General features: G+C 66.4%; 9 protein-coding genes. 4 read left to right on the forward strand and 5 right to left on the reverse strand.

What is annotated here, in order from left to right:
- Position 1 precedes the first annotated feature (1 nt).
- Together prpE and GLA29479_RS14810 are read right to left on the reverse strand one after the other, a co-directional pair.
- Complete coding sequence (gene prpE / locus GLA29479_RS14805) at positions 2 to 1,912, reverse strand: propionate--CoA ligase (RefSeq protein WP_057972059.1); 1,911 nt, start codon at positions 1,910 to 1,912, stop codon at positions 2 to 4.
- Positions 1,913 to 2,885: 973 nt separating this feature from the next.
- Positions 2,886 to 5,195: a TonB-dependent receptor gene (locus GLA29479_RS14810; protein WP_057973212.1), complete on the reverse strand. Its 2,310-nt coding sequence runs from the start codon at positions 5,193 to 5,195 to the stop codon at positions 2,886 to 2,888.
- Between the two features lie 483 nt (positions 5,196 to 5,678).
- Here GLA29479_RS14810 and GLA29479_RS14815 point away from each other — a divergent pair, with 483 nt between their 5' ends.
- The 4 genes from GLA29479_RS14815 (at position 5,679) to GLA29479_RS14830 (ending at position 12,503) form a co-directional block, all read left to right on the forward strand.
- Positions 5,679 to 7,007, forward strand: coding sequence for an MFS transporter (locus tag GLA29479_RS14815; RefSeq protein WP_237051678.1), 1,329 nt, complete (start codon positions 5,679 to 5,681; stop codon positions 7,005 to 7,007).
- 59 nt (positions 7,008 to 7,066) lie between these two features.
- Positions 7,067 to 8,389, forward strand: a complete 1,323-nt coding sequence (locus tag GLA29479_RS14820; protein WP_057918886.1) for a dicarboxylate/amino acid:cation symporter — start codon at positions 7,067 to 7,069, stop codon at positions 8,387 to 8,389.
- A gap of 120 nt (positions 8,390 to 8,509) precedes the next feature.
- Positions 8,510 to 9,712 carry an OprO/OprP family phosphate-selective porin gene (locus GLA29479_RS14825; protein WP_057972060.1) on the forward strand — a complete coding sequence of 401 codons (1,203 nt, stop codon included), beginning with the start codon at positions 8,510 to 8,512 and terminating at the stop codon, positions 9,710 to 9,712.
- A 124-nt stretch (positions 9,713 to 9,836) separates the two neighbouring features.
- The gene (locus GLA29479_RS14830) at positions 9,837 to 12,503 is read left to right on the forward strand and encodes a hybrid sensor histidine kinase/response regulator (protein WP_057920166.1); all 2,667 of its coding nucleotides are present in this window, start codon (positions 9,837 to 9,839) and stop codon (positions 12,501 to 12,503) included.
- A 241-nt stretch (positions 12,504 to 12,744) separates the two neighbouring features.
- On the opposite strand, the gene GLA29479_RS14835 is transcribed toward GLA29479_RS14830, so the two are convergent.
- From GLA29479_RS14835 to GLA29479_RS14845, 3 genes are all read right to left on the reverse strand, one after another.
- Entirely contained in the window at positions 12,745 to 13,413 is a 669-nt protein-coding gene (locus tag GLA29479_RS14835) for a LuxR C-terminal-related transcriptional regulator (RefSeq protein ID WP_057918888.1), read from the reverse strand.
- A 318-nt stretch (positions 13,414 to 13,731) separates the two neighbouring features.
- Positions 13,732 to 14,718, reverse strand: coding sequence for a malate dehydrogenase (locus GLA29479_RS14840; protein ID WP_057918889.1), 987 nt, complete (start codon positions 14,716 to 14,718; stop codon positions 13,732 to 13,734).
- 117 nt (positions 14,719 to 14,835) lie between these two features.
- Entirely contained in the window at positions 14,836 to 15,213 is a 378-nt protein-coding gene (locus tag GLA29479_RS14845) for a glutaredoxin family protein (protein ID WP_031373214.1), read from the reverse strand.
- Positions 15,214 to 15,219 lie beyond the last annotated feature (6 nt).

A 15,219-nucleotide genomic window follows, 5' to 3' on the forward strand; every position in this document is an offset into this window, starting at 1 on the left:
CTCAACTACCGGCATCGGCCCCGCGCGCCAGGGCGCGGCGGACCTCGTCGAGCGCGGCCGGGTCGTCGAGGGTCGACAGGTCGCCGGGGTCGCGGCTTTCGGCCAGGGCCTGGATCGAGCGCCGCAGCAACTTGCCCGAACGCGTCTTGGGCAGGGCATTGACCACGTACACCCGCGCCGGCCGCGCGACCGCACCGAGCTGCTCGACCACGCAGCGCTGCATGCCGGCCGCGGCCCCGGCGGGGTCCTGGTCGGCGGACTGCTTGAGCGTCGCGAACACCACCGGCACCTGCCCCTTGAGCTCGTCGTGCACGCCGATCACCGCGGCCTCGGCGACGCTGGCATGGCTGGCGACGGACTCCTCGATCTCGCGCGTGCCGAGGCGATGGCCGGCGACGTTGATCACGTCGTCGGTGCGGCCGAGGATGAAGGTGTAGCCGTCCTCGTCGCGGATCGCCCAGTCCAGCGAGCTGTACAGCAGCTCCTTGAAGTGGCTGAAATAACTCGACAGGAAGCGGGCGTCGTCGTTCCAGACCGTGGTCATGCAACCCGGCGGCAGCGGCGGCACGATCACCAGCACGCCCTTCTCGCGCGGGCCGACGTCGGCGCCGGTGGCCTCGTCGATCACCCGCAGGTGATAGCCCGGCGTCGGCAACCCGGGCGAGCCGAACTTGACGGGCTTGAGCTCGAGCCCGGGCATCAGGGACAGCACCGGCCACCCGGTTTCTGTCTGCCAGTAGTTGTCGATGATGGTCTTGCCGATGCCGTCGGTGATCCAGTGCGCGGTCGGCTCGTCGAGCGGTTCGCCGGCGAGGAACAGCCATTGCAGTTTCGACAGGTCGTGTTTCTTCAGCCACGACGCGTCCTGCTTCTTCAGCACGCGGATGCCGGTCGGCGAGGAAAACATGGTGCGCACGCCGTATTGCTCGCAGATGCGCCACCAGATGCCCGGGTCCGGATTCGTCGGCAGCCCTTCGTACAACACCGACGTCGCGCCGGCGATCAGCGGGCCGTAGACGTTATAGGAGTGGCCGACCGCCCAACCGACGTCGGAGGTGGAGAACATCACCTGCCCGGCGCGGATGTCGTAGATCGACCACATCGACAAGGCCAGCGCCACCGCGTAGCCGCCGACGTCGCGTTGCACGCCCTTGGGCTTGCCGGTGGTGCCGGAGGTATAGAGCAGATAGCTGGGCTCGTTGGATTCGAGCCATTCGATTTCGACCTGGGTGCCGTCGTGGCGGGCGCGCAGAGCGGCATGGTCGACGTCGCGCCCGGCGAGGAGGGTCAGCGCCGGGTCCAGACCGCGGCTGACCACCAACACCCGCGACGGCGGCGATTGCGCCTCGGCGCAGGCGGCATCGACCAGCGGTTTGTAGGGAATAACTTTGCCGCCGCGCATGCCGGCGTCGGCGCAGATCAACAGCTTGGGCGTGGCGTCGTCGATGCGCAGGGCCAGGTTGTGCGCGGCGAAGCCGCCGAACACCACCGAATGCACTGCGCCGATACGCGCGCAGGCGAGCATGGCGAACACCGCCTCGGCCATGTTCGGCATGTAGATCACCACGCGGTCGCCGCGCCCCACGTCGAGCGACTTCAGGATCGCCGCGAAGGTGTTCACTTCGCGATGCAATTCGGCGTAACTGACCTCGCGCGTCGATCCGGTTTCGCTGGAAATCGCGATCAGGGCGGCCTGCTCGCCGCGCGCTTGCAGGTGGCGATCGACCGCGTTGTAGCAAAGATTGGTTTCGCCGCCGATGAACCAGCGCCGGAATGGCGGCCGCGAGTAGTCGAGGATCTGCTGCGGCGGCTTGTGCCAATGGATCGCCTGCGCCTGCTCGGCCCAGAACGCCTCGGGCTGCTCGATCGAGCGACGGTGGAACGCTTCGTAGGACTCGACCTCGTCACGCATGCGGCTGCCTCGTGCGACCTGGGGGCTACCGCTCGCAGGCTAGACCAAGCGGCCGGCGGGTGGCGCTACGACCATGGTCTAGAGGGAGGGGTGTTGGTGGGGTGTGAATGGGTGGGATTTGGCGTTGGCGATCCGGTCGGGAGGCTCGCCCCGGGAGTGCCGCGGCCCCTGCCTTAGTTGTGGCCTCCCCTCCGCTTTGGCCTTGGCTGTGGCCTTGGCCGTAGCTGTAGCTGTAGCTGTAGCTGTAGCTGTGCGTAGCCTGAGACTCGCGAAGGCAATAGAAGACCCGAAGGGCGGCGCGCAGGGATGCGCGCCGTTTTTCATCGGGACAGGGATGTCCCGCATGAAAAATCCCCGCGGATGCACCGCTCGTGCGGGCTTGTGATTCAAAGAAAAGCATTTTTCTTTGGTTAGCTTTCTTTTGTTGCTTATGACAAAAGAAAGTAACCCGCCGCTTTAGTGGCGGAAGCTCTTAGCGTTTGATCTGGATCTGGATCTGGATCTGGATCTAGATCTTGCTTGAGCGTTGCGCCGCAAGACCACCACAACGCGGTCGCGGCTCGCGCCGCTCCTACCCTGACGGGCTACGGCCCGCATCGGCGCGAGTGAGAGGTCGCAGTCGCGACTCACGTCGCTCCTACGGGGGAGGATTCGCTGTGCTCCTTTCTTCAAGCAAGTGCAGAGCTTCCGCCCGCTAAAGCGGCCGGGTTACTTTCTTTTGTCATAAGCAACAAAAGAAAGCTAACCAAAGAAAAATGCTTTTCTTTGAATCACAAGCCCGCATGTTCGGCGCATACGCAGGCATGCAACACACGGGACATCCTTGTCCCGGTGTTGCACGACGCGCATCCATGCGCGTCGCCCTTCGGGTGTCCTTTGCCTTCGCAAATCTTAGACGACGCACAGCTAAAGCTACACCGCTAGAGCTAGAGCCAAGCGGAAACAGTACAGAAGCAAAACAAAGCAAAGCGGATCAGAACCTCGCGTCGATCGTCAAAAACACCTGCCGCGGCGCGTTCGCATGGAAGGCGAAGGTCTTGCCCTGCGGGTCGGCCGCGCTGAACGCGGTCAAATTACTCGCGGTGCGTTTGTCGGTGAGGTTGCTGCCATTGAGCGCCACCGACCACTGCCGGAACGGGCCCATCGCGCCGAAGGTGTAGCGGGCCGAAGCGTCGAAGGTGGTCGAGCCGCCGAAGCCGTTGTCGTTGGTGTAGGTGTAGTAGCGCTTGCCGGTGTACTTGCCGCTCAGGCTCAGCAGCCAGGGGCCGTTGCGGTAGCTGACTTCGCTCGACAGCATCTTGTCGGGCACGTCGACCACGCGCTTGTCGCGGGTCTGGATCTCGCGGCCGGCGTCGATGTAGTTGTCCTGGTAGGTCGACTTGTTCCACGACAAGGCGTTGTACCACTGGAACTGTTCGCTGGGTTTCCAGATGAAGACCAGCTCGCTGCCGACGCTGTCGACCGAGCCGACGTTGAAGAACTTGGTGATGCACTCCGGGCGGGTACCGGCTTCGATGCTCGAACAAGGGTTCAACGACAGCAGACGGTTGTCGAAACGCACCGCGTACAGGCTCAACGAAGCCTGGTAGGTCTCGCCGACGCGGCGGTAGCCGGCTTCGATGGTGCGCGACTCCTCGGGGTCGAGGCTGTCTTTCTGCGCATCGAACGCGGCCTGGTTGATCGCCAGCGGGCCGCCGGCGCCGCCGCCGACGAAAGCGGCGACGTTGCGGGTGTAGGCGGCGAACAGCTCCTGGCCTTCGCCGAGCTTGTAGCCGATGCCCAGCTGCGGCAGGAAGCTCTTGTCGGTCTTCAGGCGACCGGTCGCGTTAGGCACTTCCATGGTCGACGGCGCGACCTGGCGCGCACGCATGTCGACCCGGGTGCTCTTGGCGCCGATGTCGAGGGTCATGCGCCCGTCGAGCAGGCTGATGGTGTCCTGCAGATAGGCCTGGCGCGTGTTGATGCGGTACTTCTGGAAGAACAGGCGGCGATCCGGGTCGCGCAGATAGCGGTCGTCGTTGACCGGGCCTTCGATGAAGTAGAAATTGCGCTGTACGTCGTGGTGGTTGCTCTCGTACCAGAAGCCGCCTTCGATGCGGTGGTTGCCGATCTCCCAGTTCAACGAGGCCATCGCACCGTAGCGGTTGATGCCGTAGTTGGTGCTGCGGATCGAGATCGGGATCGCCTTGGACGTGTTCGGATAGGAGTAATTGCCCGGCGACCACCAATGGCCCTGGCCGCGGTTGTCGTGGTAGTAGGCCTGCGACTTCAGCTGCACGCCTTCGCCGAGATTGAACTCGCCGGCGATCGCGGCGAGGTGGTCGGTGCGCAGGGCTCGGCTGGCGTAGTAGGCGTCGTCGATGCTGTTGGCCGGGCCGCTGAAGGCGCAGCGTTTGTCGCCAGCGAGGTGCTGGCGCGCCGGCCACGGGCGCGGCGCGCAATAGGCCGCGGCCAGGGCGCGCTGCCAATCGGGCTTGTACAGGTTCCAGTCCCATCCGGCGCCGCGCGCGAGCAGACCCTTGGACAGATAGGCGAAGTTGGCCTGGCTGGTCTCGGCGCTGGCGAGGTAGGCGCTGATGCGGTGGCCGTCGCCGAAGTTGTAGACCGCCTTGAGGTTGACCTGGTTCTGGTCCTGGTTGTCGCCCGGCGCCGACCACATATCGGCGCTGAGGATCGAGCCGGACAGATACATCGAGAAGCCGCCGTGCTCGCCGGTGTCCAGGCGCGCATAGGTGCGGCGGGTTTTGTCGCTGCCGAAGGTCTGAGCCAGGCGCAGCCCGAACTCGGCCTCGGGGTCGGCCGAGAAATACTGCAGGGTGCCGCCGAGGTTGCTGGTCGAGGCGGTGCCGAGCGAACCCACGCCAGCGGCGAGTTCGGCGCCGGCGAGGTTCTCGCCGATCAGGGCGCGGCTGATCCCCAGGCCGTTGTAATTGCCGTAGCTGTTGTCGCCGAGCGGGATGCCGTCGAGCGTATAGCCCAGCAGGCGCTGATTAAAGCCGCGCAGGCTGATGGTCTGGGATTCCTCGTTGGCGCCGTAGACGTCGTTGGACTGCACCGAGATGCCCGGCAGCTTGTTGAGGATCTTCTGTGCGCTGGTGCCCGGGGCCGGCAGCTCCATGTCGGCGCGCTTGATGCGCTGGACTTGGCGGGTTTCGCCCATGCCGATCACCGACACCGCGTCGAGCGTGGTCGCGTCGCTGTCGGCGGCGGCATCGGCCGCAGCATCGAGGGCGGCGGTATCGAGACCGGCGGTTTCGAGAGCGGCGGCCTGGACCGGCAGCATCGCCAGCGCCGACCAGATCGCCAGCACCAGGGTCGGCGTTGCGTGGGCTCGTTTCATTCGCACATCTCCAAAGGGGCATCGATCACAGCCGGCAAGGATGGCGGTCGCAGATGACGCGAAGATGGCGAGGCTGCGCCCGCGATGCCGCTGCGAGGCGCGAGTGCGGCTGCGCCGCGACGCCGATCCGGTCTTATCGCCTGCATTTCCCCGATGGCGCGGTCCGCGGATTCATCGACCGCGGTCACGACGCCAAAGCCCCTCGCCGCGGTCGATCCGCATAGGCCGAATGCACCGGATCGCCTGCATTTCCGGCCTTTGGCACGGCCTCGGCCGGCCCTAACCCTAAGGTGCTATTGGTCGCGGCCGGCCGCGCGCCCACCATCGGCAACGGGCGCAGGGACGTGCCGCCGTCGTGCCATGGCCGTTCCGCGATGCCTCCGCATCGAACGATCCGGCGCCGTCCCTACCCAACCAGGAGCCGCCGTGAGCGCTACCACCGCCGACACCTTCCTTGCCAGCGCACCGGCCATGAGCCCCAGCCAGCGCCTGAAGTCGATCTTCTCCGGATCGATCGGCAACTTGGTCGAGTACTACGACTGGTACGTCTACAGCGCGTTCTCGCTGTACTTCGCCCACGTGTTCTTCCCCAAGGGCGACAGTATCTCGCAAGCGCTCAATGCCGCGGCGATCTTCGCCGTCGGCTTTCTGATGCGCCCGCTCGGCGGCTGGGTGTTCGGCCGCTACGCCGACCGCCGCGGCCGCAAGGCGGCGCTGATGCTATCGGTGCTGATGATGTGCACCGGCTCGCTGATCATCACCTTCACCCCGGGCTACGAGACCCTCGGCATCTTCGCGCCGATCCTGTTGGTGTTCGCGCGCCTGCTGCAGGGGCTCAGCGTCGGCGGCGAATACGGCAGCTCGGCGACCTACCTCAGCGAGATGTCCTCGCGCGAAAATCGCGGCTTCTGGTCGAGCTTCCTCTACGTCACCCTGATCATGGGCCAGTTGCTCGCCCTGATGGTGCTGATCGTGCTGCAGCAGTTCGTGCTCGACGACGAGCAGCTCAAGTCCTGGGGCTGGCGTATCCCGTTCGCGATCGGCGCCCTAGCCGCGGTGATCGCCCTGTACCTGCGCCGCAACATGCAGGAAACCGAATCCTTCACCAAGCTCAAGGCCAGCGACACCCCGCTGCGCAAGGAAGGCTCGCTGCGCACCCTGATGCAGCACCCGCGCGCGGTGTTGACGGTGATCGGCCTGACCATGGGCGGCACCCTGGCGTTCTACACCTACACCAACTACATGTTGAAGTTCCTCACCATCAGCACCGGCTTCGACAAGGAAACCGCGTCGCTGATCAACGCCGCGACCCTGTTCGTCTACATGCTGATGCAGCCGCTGGTCGGCGCCCTGTCCGACCGCATCGGCCGGCGCCCACTGCTGATCGCTTTCGGCGTGCTCGGCACGGTGCTGACGGTGCCGGTGATGCACCTGATCCAGGACGCGCAGACGCCGATGCAGGCGTTCTGGCTGATCATGATCCTGCTCAGCGCGGTCAGCGGCTACACCGCGATCAATGCGGTGGTGAAGGCCGAGCTGTTCCCGGTCGAGATCCGCGCGCTCGGCGTCGGCCTGCCCTATGCGCTCACCGTCGCCCTGTTCGGCGGCACCGCCGAGCCGGTCGCGCTGTGGTTCAAGAAGATCGGCATGGAGACCGGCTTCTTCTGGTACGTCAGCGCCTGCATCGCCTGCTCGCTGCTGGTCTACACCCTGATGCCCGACACCCGCAAGCACTCCCACATCGACCGCGACTGAGCCCCCCGCTTCGCTCGTCGCTCGTTCCTCTCCACTCGTTCCTCGCCTGAGTACCCGCCATGAAAAAGTCCGGCTCGCGTTTCTACCTCTGGGTGCTCGGCGCCATTCTCCTGGGCGGCGTGGTCGGCCACTTCTTCCCCGACTTCGCGGTCAAGCTCAAACCGCTGGGCGATGGCTTCATTTCGCTGATCAAGATGCTGATCGCGCCGATCATCTTCCTGACCGTGGTGCTCGGCATCGCCGGCGTCTCCGACGTCAAGAAGGTCGGCCGCGTCGGCGTGAAGGCCATCCTCTATTTCGAAGTGGTTTCGACGATAGCCCTGGTGATCGGCCTGATCGTGGTCAACACGCTCAAGCCCGGCGCCGGCTTCAACGCCGACCCGGCCACCCTGGACGCGAGCGCGGTCGAGAAATACGCCGCCGCGGCCAAGGACCAGAGCACGGTCGAGTTCCTCCTGCACATCATTCCCAAGACCTTCACCGACGCCTTCACCGGCAACGGCGATCTGTTGCAGGTGCTGCTGCTGGCGGTGTTGTTCGGCTTCGCCCTGCTGCACATCGGCAAGACCGGCGAGAAAGTCATCGACCTGTTCGAGTCGGTGTCGAAGGTGTTCTTCGGCATGATGAGCATGATCATGAAGCTGGCCCCGATCGGCGCCGGCGCGGCGATGGCCTTCACCATCGGCAAGTACGGCGTCGACTCGCTCGGCCCGCTGGCGCGCCTGATGGGCAGCTTCTACCTGACCTGCGCGGTGTTCATCCTGGTCGTGCTCGGCACCATCGCCCACTTCACCGGCTTCAGCATCCTGCGCTTCATCCGCTACATCCGCGACGAGCTGCTGCTGGTGCTCGGCACCTCGTCGTCGGAGTCGGCACTGGTGCCGCTGATGCGCAAGCTCGAACGCCTGGGCTGTTCCAAGCCGGTGGTCGGCCTGGTGGTGCCGAGCGGTTATTCCTTCAACCTCGACGGCACCAACATCTACCTGACGATGGCGACGATCTTCATCGCCCAGGCGCTCAACGTCGACCTGACCCTGACCCAGGAACTGACCCTGCTCGCGGTGGCGATGTTGACCTCCAAGGGCGCCTCCGGCGTCACCGGCGCCGGCTTCATCACCCTCGCCGCGACCCTGACCGTGGTGCCGGCGGTGCCGGTCGCGGGCTTGGCGCTGATCCTCGGCATCGACCGCTTCATGAGCGAAGCGCGCGCATTGACCAACTTCATCGGCAACGGCGTCGCCACCATCGTGGTGGCGCGCTGGGAGAACGAGCTCGACCGAGACAAGCTCAACCATGAGCTGCTCAACCCGCCGAGCGCGATCGAGCTCGACGCCGCCCTGCCCTCGGACAGCCACGCGCCGTTGGCCGACAAGACCGCCTGAGCCCTCAGTACCCCCCTTAGCAACACCCCCTCCCTAGCCATCGCCGCAGCCGGACGCATCGCGTCCGGCACGGCACGCTGCTGCCAGGACGGCTGCCGCACGACCCTGGAGCCCGCCTCGATGCCGCGTCCCGATCATCTCGCCCTCGCCCTGTCCGCCGTGTTGTTGTCGTCCGCCGCCTGCGCCGCCCAGGCCGCCGGTTTCGACGATTGGCCGACCAAGTACAGCTTCGGCAACGGCACCGAGGTGTCGGCCACCGGCAACTTCGCCTACGACGTGGTCGATTTTTCCGGCGACCGCGGCTACGGCACGGCAGCGACCGCGCTCAGCGACGACGGCCACTACCGTCGCCGCGAATTCGGAATCGGCCTGAAGAAAAAGGACGTCTACGATTTCACCGCGGTGATGGACTTCGAATCCAAGCTCTGGCTCGACGTCGCCCTGCGCCTGGAAACCAAGGCCTTGTTCGGCGCCGATTACGGCAAATTGCGGGTCGGCTATTTCAAGACGCCGGTCAGCATGGAAAGCGTGGCGGCTTCGCGCACCGCCAGCATGATGGAACTGTCGGCAGCCTCGCAGGCGATGTTCCAGGGCCGCCGCACCGGCGTGGAGTGGTCGCTGGAGCGGCCGCGCTATGCCGTGAGCACCGCCTACTTTTTCGGTCACGATCTGCAGGGCGACAACCCCGGCACCACCGCCGCGGCACGCGCGGTGTGGACGCCGGTCAAGGACAAGAATCGCGTCGTGCACCTGGGCCTGACCGGTTCGGTCGAAAACCCGCACGGCTTCCGCGACGGACGCGGCGCCTACTTCGGCCCGTCGGCGCGGTTCCGCGCGCGCCCGGAGAACGGACTCACGGCGGTACGCCTGGTCGACTCGGGCAGCCTGCGCAACACCGACCGCATCGTGCGCAACGGCCTGGAAGCGCTGTGGATCGACGGCCCCTGGTCGCTGCAGGCCGAATACCTGCGCGCCAGCGCCGAACGCGACAACGGCGCGCGCGATTTCACCGCCAAGGGCTATTACGTCACCGGCAGTTGGGTGCTGACCGGCGAAACGCGACCCTACAGCAACAACAACGTCGCCAACATCAAACCGGCGCACGGCTATGGCGCGGTCGAACTGCTCGCGCGCTACGGCGAAGTGGACCTCGACGACGGCGGCATCGCCGGCGGCCGCCAGCGCGACCTGACCCTCGGCGTGAACTGGTACCTGACCACGCATTTCAAGTTCCAGGCCAATTACGTGCGCGTGTCGGACGACAAGGGCGTGCTGTCGGCGGACCCGGACGTGTTGGAGGTGCGGGCGCAGGTGCATTTCTGAGGGAACGCAGAGTTGTCGGCAGCTTGCGTCGATGTGGTCTTGGCTTCGGCAGTCGGCGCCACTCCGGCCTCCACCCCAAACCGGTTAGTCTTGCACCGAGGCCCCAACGAGCCCCGCCACCTTGATTCCCCGCCCCCGCCAGCTCAAGACCGCGCTATGGATCGCCGCGATCCTGGCCGTGCTGTTGCTGGCGATGCTGGTCGCCGGGCGCGTGGCCTATTCGCAGGCGCTGCAGCGCCAGGCCACCGAAGCGCGCGCCCTGCTCGATCAGCGCGCCCAGGTCATCGAACAGCACATCGACCGCTACCGGATCATGCCGGCGGTGCTGTCGCTCGATCCGCAGCTGCGCGCCACCCTCGCCAACCCGGACGACAAGCTGCAGCGCCAGCGCGCCAACGAACGCCTGGTCCAGCTCAACTTCGCCAACCGCACCAGCACCCTGACCCTGATCGACGGCAACGGCATCGGCATCGCCGCGAGCAACTGGGCCGGGTCGAACAGCAACGTCGGCCATTCCTACGCTTTCCGTCCGTACTTCCAAAGGGCGATGACCGAAGGCACCGGCGAGTTCTACGCGATCGGCGTGACCACCCACGTGCCCGGCCATTTCATCGCCCGCGCGATTCATGACGAACGCGGCGGCGCGGTCGGCGCAGTCGCGGTCAAGGTCGAACTCGAAGACATCCGTTCGGACTGGAGCGAGCGCGGCGACCTGGTATTGCTCAGCGACGCCAACGGCGTGGTGTTCCTCAGCGCGAAACCGCAATGGCGTTATCGCATGCTGGAACCGCCGACCGCGGCGCAACGCCGCGAACTGCAGCTCACCCGCCAATACCAGGGGCAATCGCTACGTTTGGCTTCGATCCGCCTCGAACGCGACATCGGCGGCGGCGCGCGCGTAGTGCGCCTGCGCGACCCGGCCATGCGCGAGCCGATGCTGTGGCAATCGCTGCACCTGCCGCGCGAGAACTGGACCCTGCACCTACTGCGCGACACCACGCCGAGCCTGCGCACCGCCTGGATCGCGCGCGCGGTCGCCGCCGGCGGCTGGTTGTTGCTGGTCTCGCTGGCCTTGCTGATTCTGCAGCGTCATCGCATCGCGACCCTGCGCCTGCGCAGCCGGCAGGAACTGGAAAAGATGGTCGAGCACCACGCCGAGGCCTTGCGCACGGCGCAGGACGGCGTCGTCCAGGCCGCACGCCAGGCCAGTCTCGGCGAAGGCCACAGCCTGGAGCATCTGCCGCAAGGCGTCAGCGTGGTCGATTCGCAACTGCGCCTGGTCGCCTGGAATCAGCGTTACGCCGAGTTGTTCCGCTACCCGCCCGAGCTGCTGCAGGTCGGGCGGCCGATCGAGGACCTGATCCGCTACAACGCCCGCCGCGGCCTGCTCGGCAGCGATCCCGAAGACGCGATCCGCCGCCGCCTCGATCACTTGCAGCGCGGCCAGCCGTATCTGCACGAACGCGAGCGCCCCGACGGCACCGTCATCGAGATCCGCGGCAATCCCATGCCCGACGGCGGCTTCGTCACCAGCTATGCCGACATCACCGCCTACAAACAGGCCGCGCGCGATCTGCGCACGCTCGCCGACAGTCTCGAACGCGGTATCGAACAGCGCACCAGCGACCTGCAGACCGCCAAGGGCGAAGCCGAACGCGCCAACCGCTCCAAGACCCGCTTCGTCGCCGCGGCCGTGCACGACCTGTTGCAGCCCTTGAACGCGGCGCGCATGTACTTGTCGTCGCTGCGCCGCCGCGTCGACGACGAAGGCCGCGAACTCACCGACCATATCGAGGCCGCGCTGGCGGCGCAGGACGACATTCTGTCGAGCCTGCTCGATATCTCGCGCCTGGAATCCGGCGCGCTGGAAGTGCGCCGCGGCGCCCTGCCCTTGGCGCGCGTGTTCGCCACCATCGACAGTCAGTTCCGCATCCTGGCCGAGTCGCGCGGCCTGCGCCTGCACTGCATCGCGTCCAGCGCCGTGGTCGACAGCGACGAAGTGCTGCTGCGCCGGATCGTGCAGAACTTCCTGTCCAACGCCTTGCAATTCACCCCGCGCGACGGCCGCATCGTGCTCGGCGCGCGGCGCCTGGGCGACAGCCTGCGCATCGAGGTCTGGGACACCGGCCCCGGCATTCCGGCCAACAAACTCGAGCTGATCTTCGAGGAATTCCAGCGCCTGGACCTCGGCGTCGAGGCGCCGGCGCGCGGCGCCGGGCTGGGCCTGGCGATCGTACGTCGTGTCGCCCAATTGCTCGGCCACCGTATCGCAGTGCGATCGTGGCCGGGCCGCGGCAGCGTGTTCTCGGTGGAAGTGCCGTATTCGGCTACGCAAACCGAACCGGTCGCGGCCGCGGCCTCGGACCAAACCCACGACAGCGATGCGGTGCTCGACCTCGACCCGCTGCTCCGCGGTCGGCGCGTATGGGTGATCGACGACGACCCGCATTCGCGACAAGCCGCGCAAAGGCTGCTCAGCGACTGGGGCTGCCATGTCGACACTGCCGCCGACGCGGCCGGCGCCCTGCACATGGCCGCGTCGCTGAGCATGCCGGAACTATTGCTGCTCGATTATCGTCTCGGCGAAAGCACCGGCTTCGAACTGGCCGTCCAACTGGAAGCCGAGTGGGAGCGCATGCCGCCGGTGGTGCTGATGTCGGCCGACGCCGACCCCACCCTGCGCCCGCGCGCTACCGAACGCGGCTGGAGCTTCCTGCCCAAGCCGCTCAAACCCGCCGCGCTGCGCGCGCTGTCGATGCGATTGTTGGGCCGGGGCGCGGTTGAAGGGTAGAGACTTGGCTTCGATCAAGGGCTCGCTCCGAACACCCGATTTCCCCGCGCCGCATCGTCAGCAAAAAAGCCGCCGTCGAAATCGCCCCTTTGAGAAGGGGGCTGCGCCTTGCGTGGTACGAGGCCTGAACTCGGCTCAATGGCGCGGGGGATTTGCTTCAGCGCTCACTGCAAAGCCAAAAGCAGCCCCTGCCCCCTTTGCAAAGGGGGGAGCCGCACATGGGTCTCAACGCCTTCTTCCGCTACTGCGTCGTCGAGCCGTGCAGGTCCGCGCCTTCGTCTTCCAGCGACAGGCCCTTCACCAGCACCGCCGCCTGGGTGCGCGAGTGGCAGCCGAGTTTGCGCAGGATCGCGGTGACGTGGATCTTCACCGTGTTCTCGGCCAGCGACAGTTCGTAGGCGATCTGTTTGTTGAGCAAACCGTCGGCGAGGCGCATCAGTACGCGCAATTGCTGCGGTGTCAGCAACGCGAGTTTGTCCGCGAGCTGGGCATCGTGTTCGTCGCGTTCGGCCTTCTGCGGCGGAAACCAGATGTCGCCGGCCAGCACCGCTTTCACCGCTTCGCCGAGCATCGTGGTCGGCGCCGACTTGGGCACGAAGGCGGCGGCGCCGAACTGCTGGGCACGACGGATCGTGCGCGGGTGTTCGTTGGAGGAAATGATCACCACCGGCAACTCGGGCCGCTCGCCGCGTGCGTATACCAGCGAGGAGAAACCCATCGCGCCCGGCATCATCAGGTCGAGCATGGCGAGGTCGAATTCCTCGCCGCTGGCGATGGCCGCCTCGAGCGCGCTCTGGCTCGACACCTCGACGATGCTCGCGCCCGGCGCGATCTCGCCGAGGGCATAACGCAACGCCGCCCGGAACATCGGGTGGTCGTCGGCAATCAGCAGGCGCAGGGTCTCGCTCATCGGACAGGGTCCCCCTCGGACTTCGGAGCGGGATCGATGCTACACGCTCGCGGCCGGTCCGGCGGCAGTAGACCCGGCCCTTGTCGCGCTTAAGGAAGGTTGTCGCAGCGCCGCAATGCGCCGACGATGCGAATCGCCATCCCGCTGCCCTCATCCGGCCCTGCGGACCACCTTCTCCCGCAAGCGGGAGAAGGAACAACCGTCGGCGGGACCCAGGGCGATCGCCGCGCGGAAGCATCGGGGCATCCGGCCATCCAGCCCCAAACAAAAACGGGGCGGCCAAGGCCGCCCCGTTCATGCATCGCGATCGCAGCGCGATCAGCCCAGCAGGTGGGCCACGCCGGCGCGCTCTTCTTCGAGCTCGGCCAGGGTCTTGTCCATACGCTCGCGGCTGAAGGCATCGATTTCGAGGCCTTCCACGCGGGTGTATTCGCCGTTCGCGGTGATCACCGGCACGCCGTACATCACGCCTTCGGGGATGCCGTAGCTGCCGTCGGACGGCACGCCCATGGTCACCCACTTGCCATTGCTGCCGAGCACCCAGTCGCGGATGTGGTCGATCGCGGCGTTGGCCGCCGAAGCTGCCGAGGACAGGCCGCGCGCTTCGATGATCGCCGCGCCGCGCTTGCCGACGGTCGGGATGAAGCTGTCGGCGTTCCAGGCGGCGTCGTTGATCTTGTCCTTCAGCGACACGCCGCCGGCCTTGGCGAAGCGGTAGTCCGGGTACATGGTCGGGCTGTGGTTGCCCCACACGATCAGGCTGTCGATGTCGCCCACGGCGACGCCGGCCTTGGCGGCCAGCTGGCTCAGCGCGCGGTTGTGGTCCAGGCGCAGCATGGCGGTGAAGTTCTTCGCCGGCAGGTCCGGAGCCGACTTCATCGCGATGTAGGCGTTGGTGTTGGCCGGGTTGCCGACCACCAGCACCTTGACGTCGCGCGAAGCGACCTTGTTCAGCGCCGCGCCCTGGGCGGTGAAGATCTTGGCGTTTTCCAGCAGCAGGTCCTTACGCTCCATGCCCGGGCCGCGCGGACGCGCGCCGACCAGCAGGGCCACGTCGACGTCCTTGAACGCGACTTCGGCGTCGTCGGTGCCGATCACGCCGGCCAGCAGCGGGAACGCGCAGTCCTCGAGCTCCATGATCACGCCCTTGAGCGCGGCCTGGGCCTTTTCGAGCGGCAGTTCGAGCAACTGCAGGATGACGGGCTGGTCCTTGCCGAGCATTTCGCCGGAGGCGATGCGGAACAGCAGCGAGTAGCCGATCTGGCCGGCAGCACCGGTGACGGCAACGCGGACGGGGGTCTTCATCGGGGTGTTTCCTTCGCTAGTTGATCGATGGTGCGGGCGCGGAGCCCGCCAAGGTGATCGTGAATAAGGGTGGAAAGCGTCGGGCGCTTTCGCAGTCGATAGCAGCGCCAGGCGCGTTCAGAGTCGATAGCCCAGCGGTTTCAGCCGGTCTTTGATCTCGTCCATGTCGTAGCCGTAGACGATCTCCTGGCCGACGATCGTCACCGGCACGCCTCGCGCGCCGACCGCGCTCATGGCGCGCTGGCCGGCGGGCGTGTCGATGTCGATGATGCTGTAGCGCACGTCGGCGAGTTCGAAATCCTTGCGCAGCTTTTCGCAATAGCCGCACCACTCCGCGGCCAGCATCACGATGCGCTTGTCGCCGGTCTGGTGACGCGGGTCGTCGGGTTTCAGTTCGGCCTGGCGAGTGGCGAACCAGGCGGTATCGCCCTTGTAGGCCAGCGCATACGCGCCACCGGCCAGACCCAGGATCAGCAGGACGGTGAGTACGCGCATGCGAGG

The sequence above is a fragment of the Lysobacter antibioticus genome (assembly GCF_001442535.1).
GTDB lineage: Bacteria > Pseudomonadota > Gammaproteobacteria > Xanthomonadales > Xanthomonadaceae > Lysobacter > Lysobacter antibioticus.

Coding starts and splice junctions, on each gene's coding strand:
- prpE (WP_057972059.1), bottom strand. CDS start 1,912: ATGCGTGACGAGGTCGAGTCCTACGAAGCGTTCCACCGTCGCTCGATC.
- GLA29479_RS14810 (WP_057973212.1), bottom strand. CDS start 5,195: ATGCTGCCGGTCCAGGCCGCCGCTCTCGAAACCGCCGGTCTCGATACC.
- GLA29479_RS14820 (WP_057918886.1), top strand. CDS start 7,067: ATGAAAAAGTCCGGCTCGCGTTTCTACCTCTGGGTGCTCGGCGCCATT.
- GLA29479_RS14825 (WP_057972060.1), top strand. CDS start 8,510: ATGCCGCGTCCCGATCATCTCGCCCTCGCCCTGTCCGCCGTGTTGTTG.
- GLA29479_RS14835 (WP_057918888.1), bottom strand. CDS start 13,413: ATGAGCGAGACCCTGCGCCTGCTGATTGCCGACGACCACCCGATGTTC.
- GLA29479_RS14840 (WP_057918889.1), bottom strand. CDS start 14,718: ATGAAGACCCCCGTCCGCGTTGCCGTCACCGGTGCTGCCGGCCAGATC.
- GLA29479_RS14845 (WP_031373214.1), bottom strand. CDS start 15,213: ATGCGCGTACTCACCGTCCTGCTGATCCTGGGTCTGGCCGGTGGCGCG.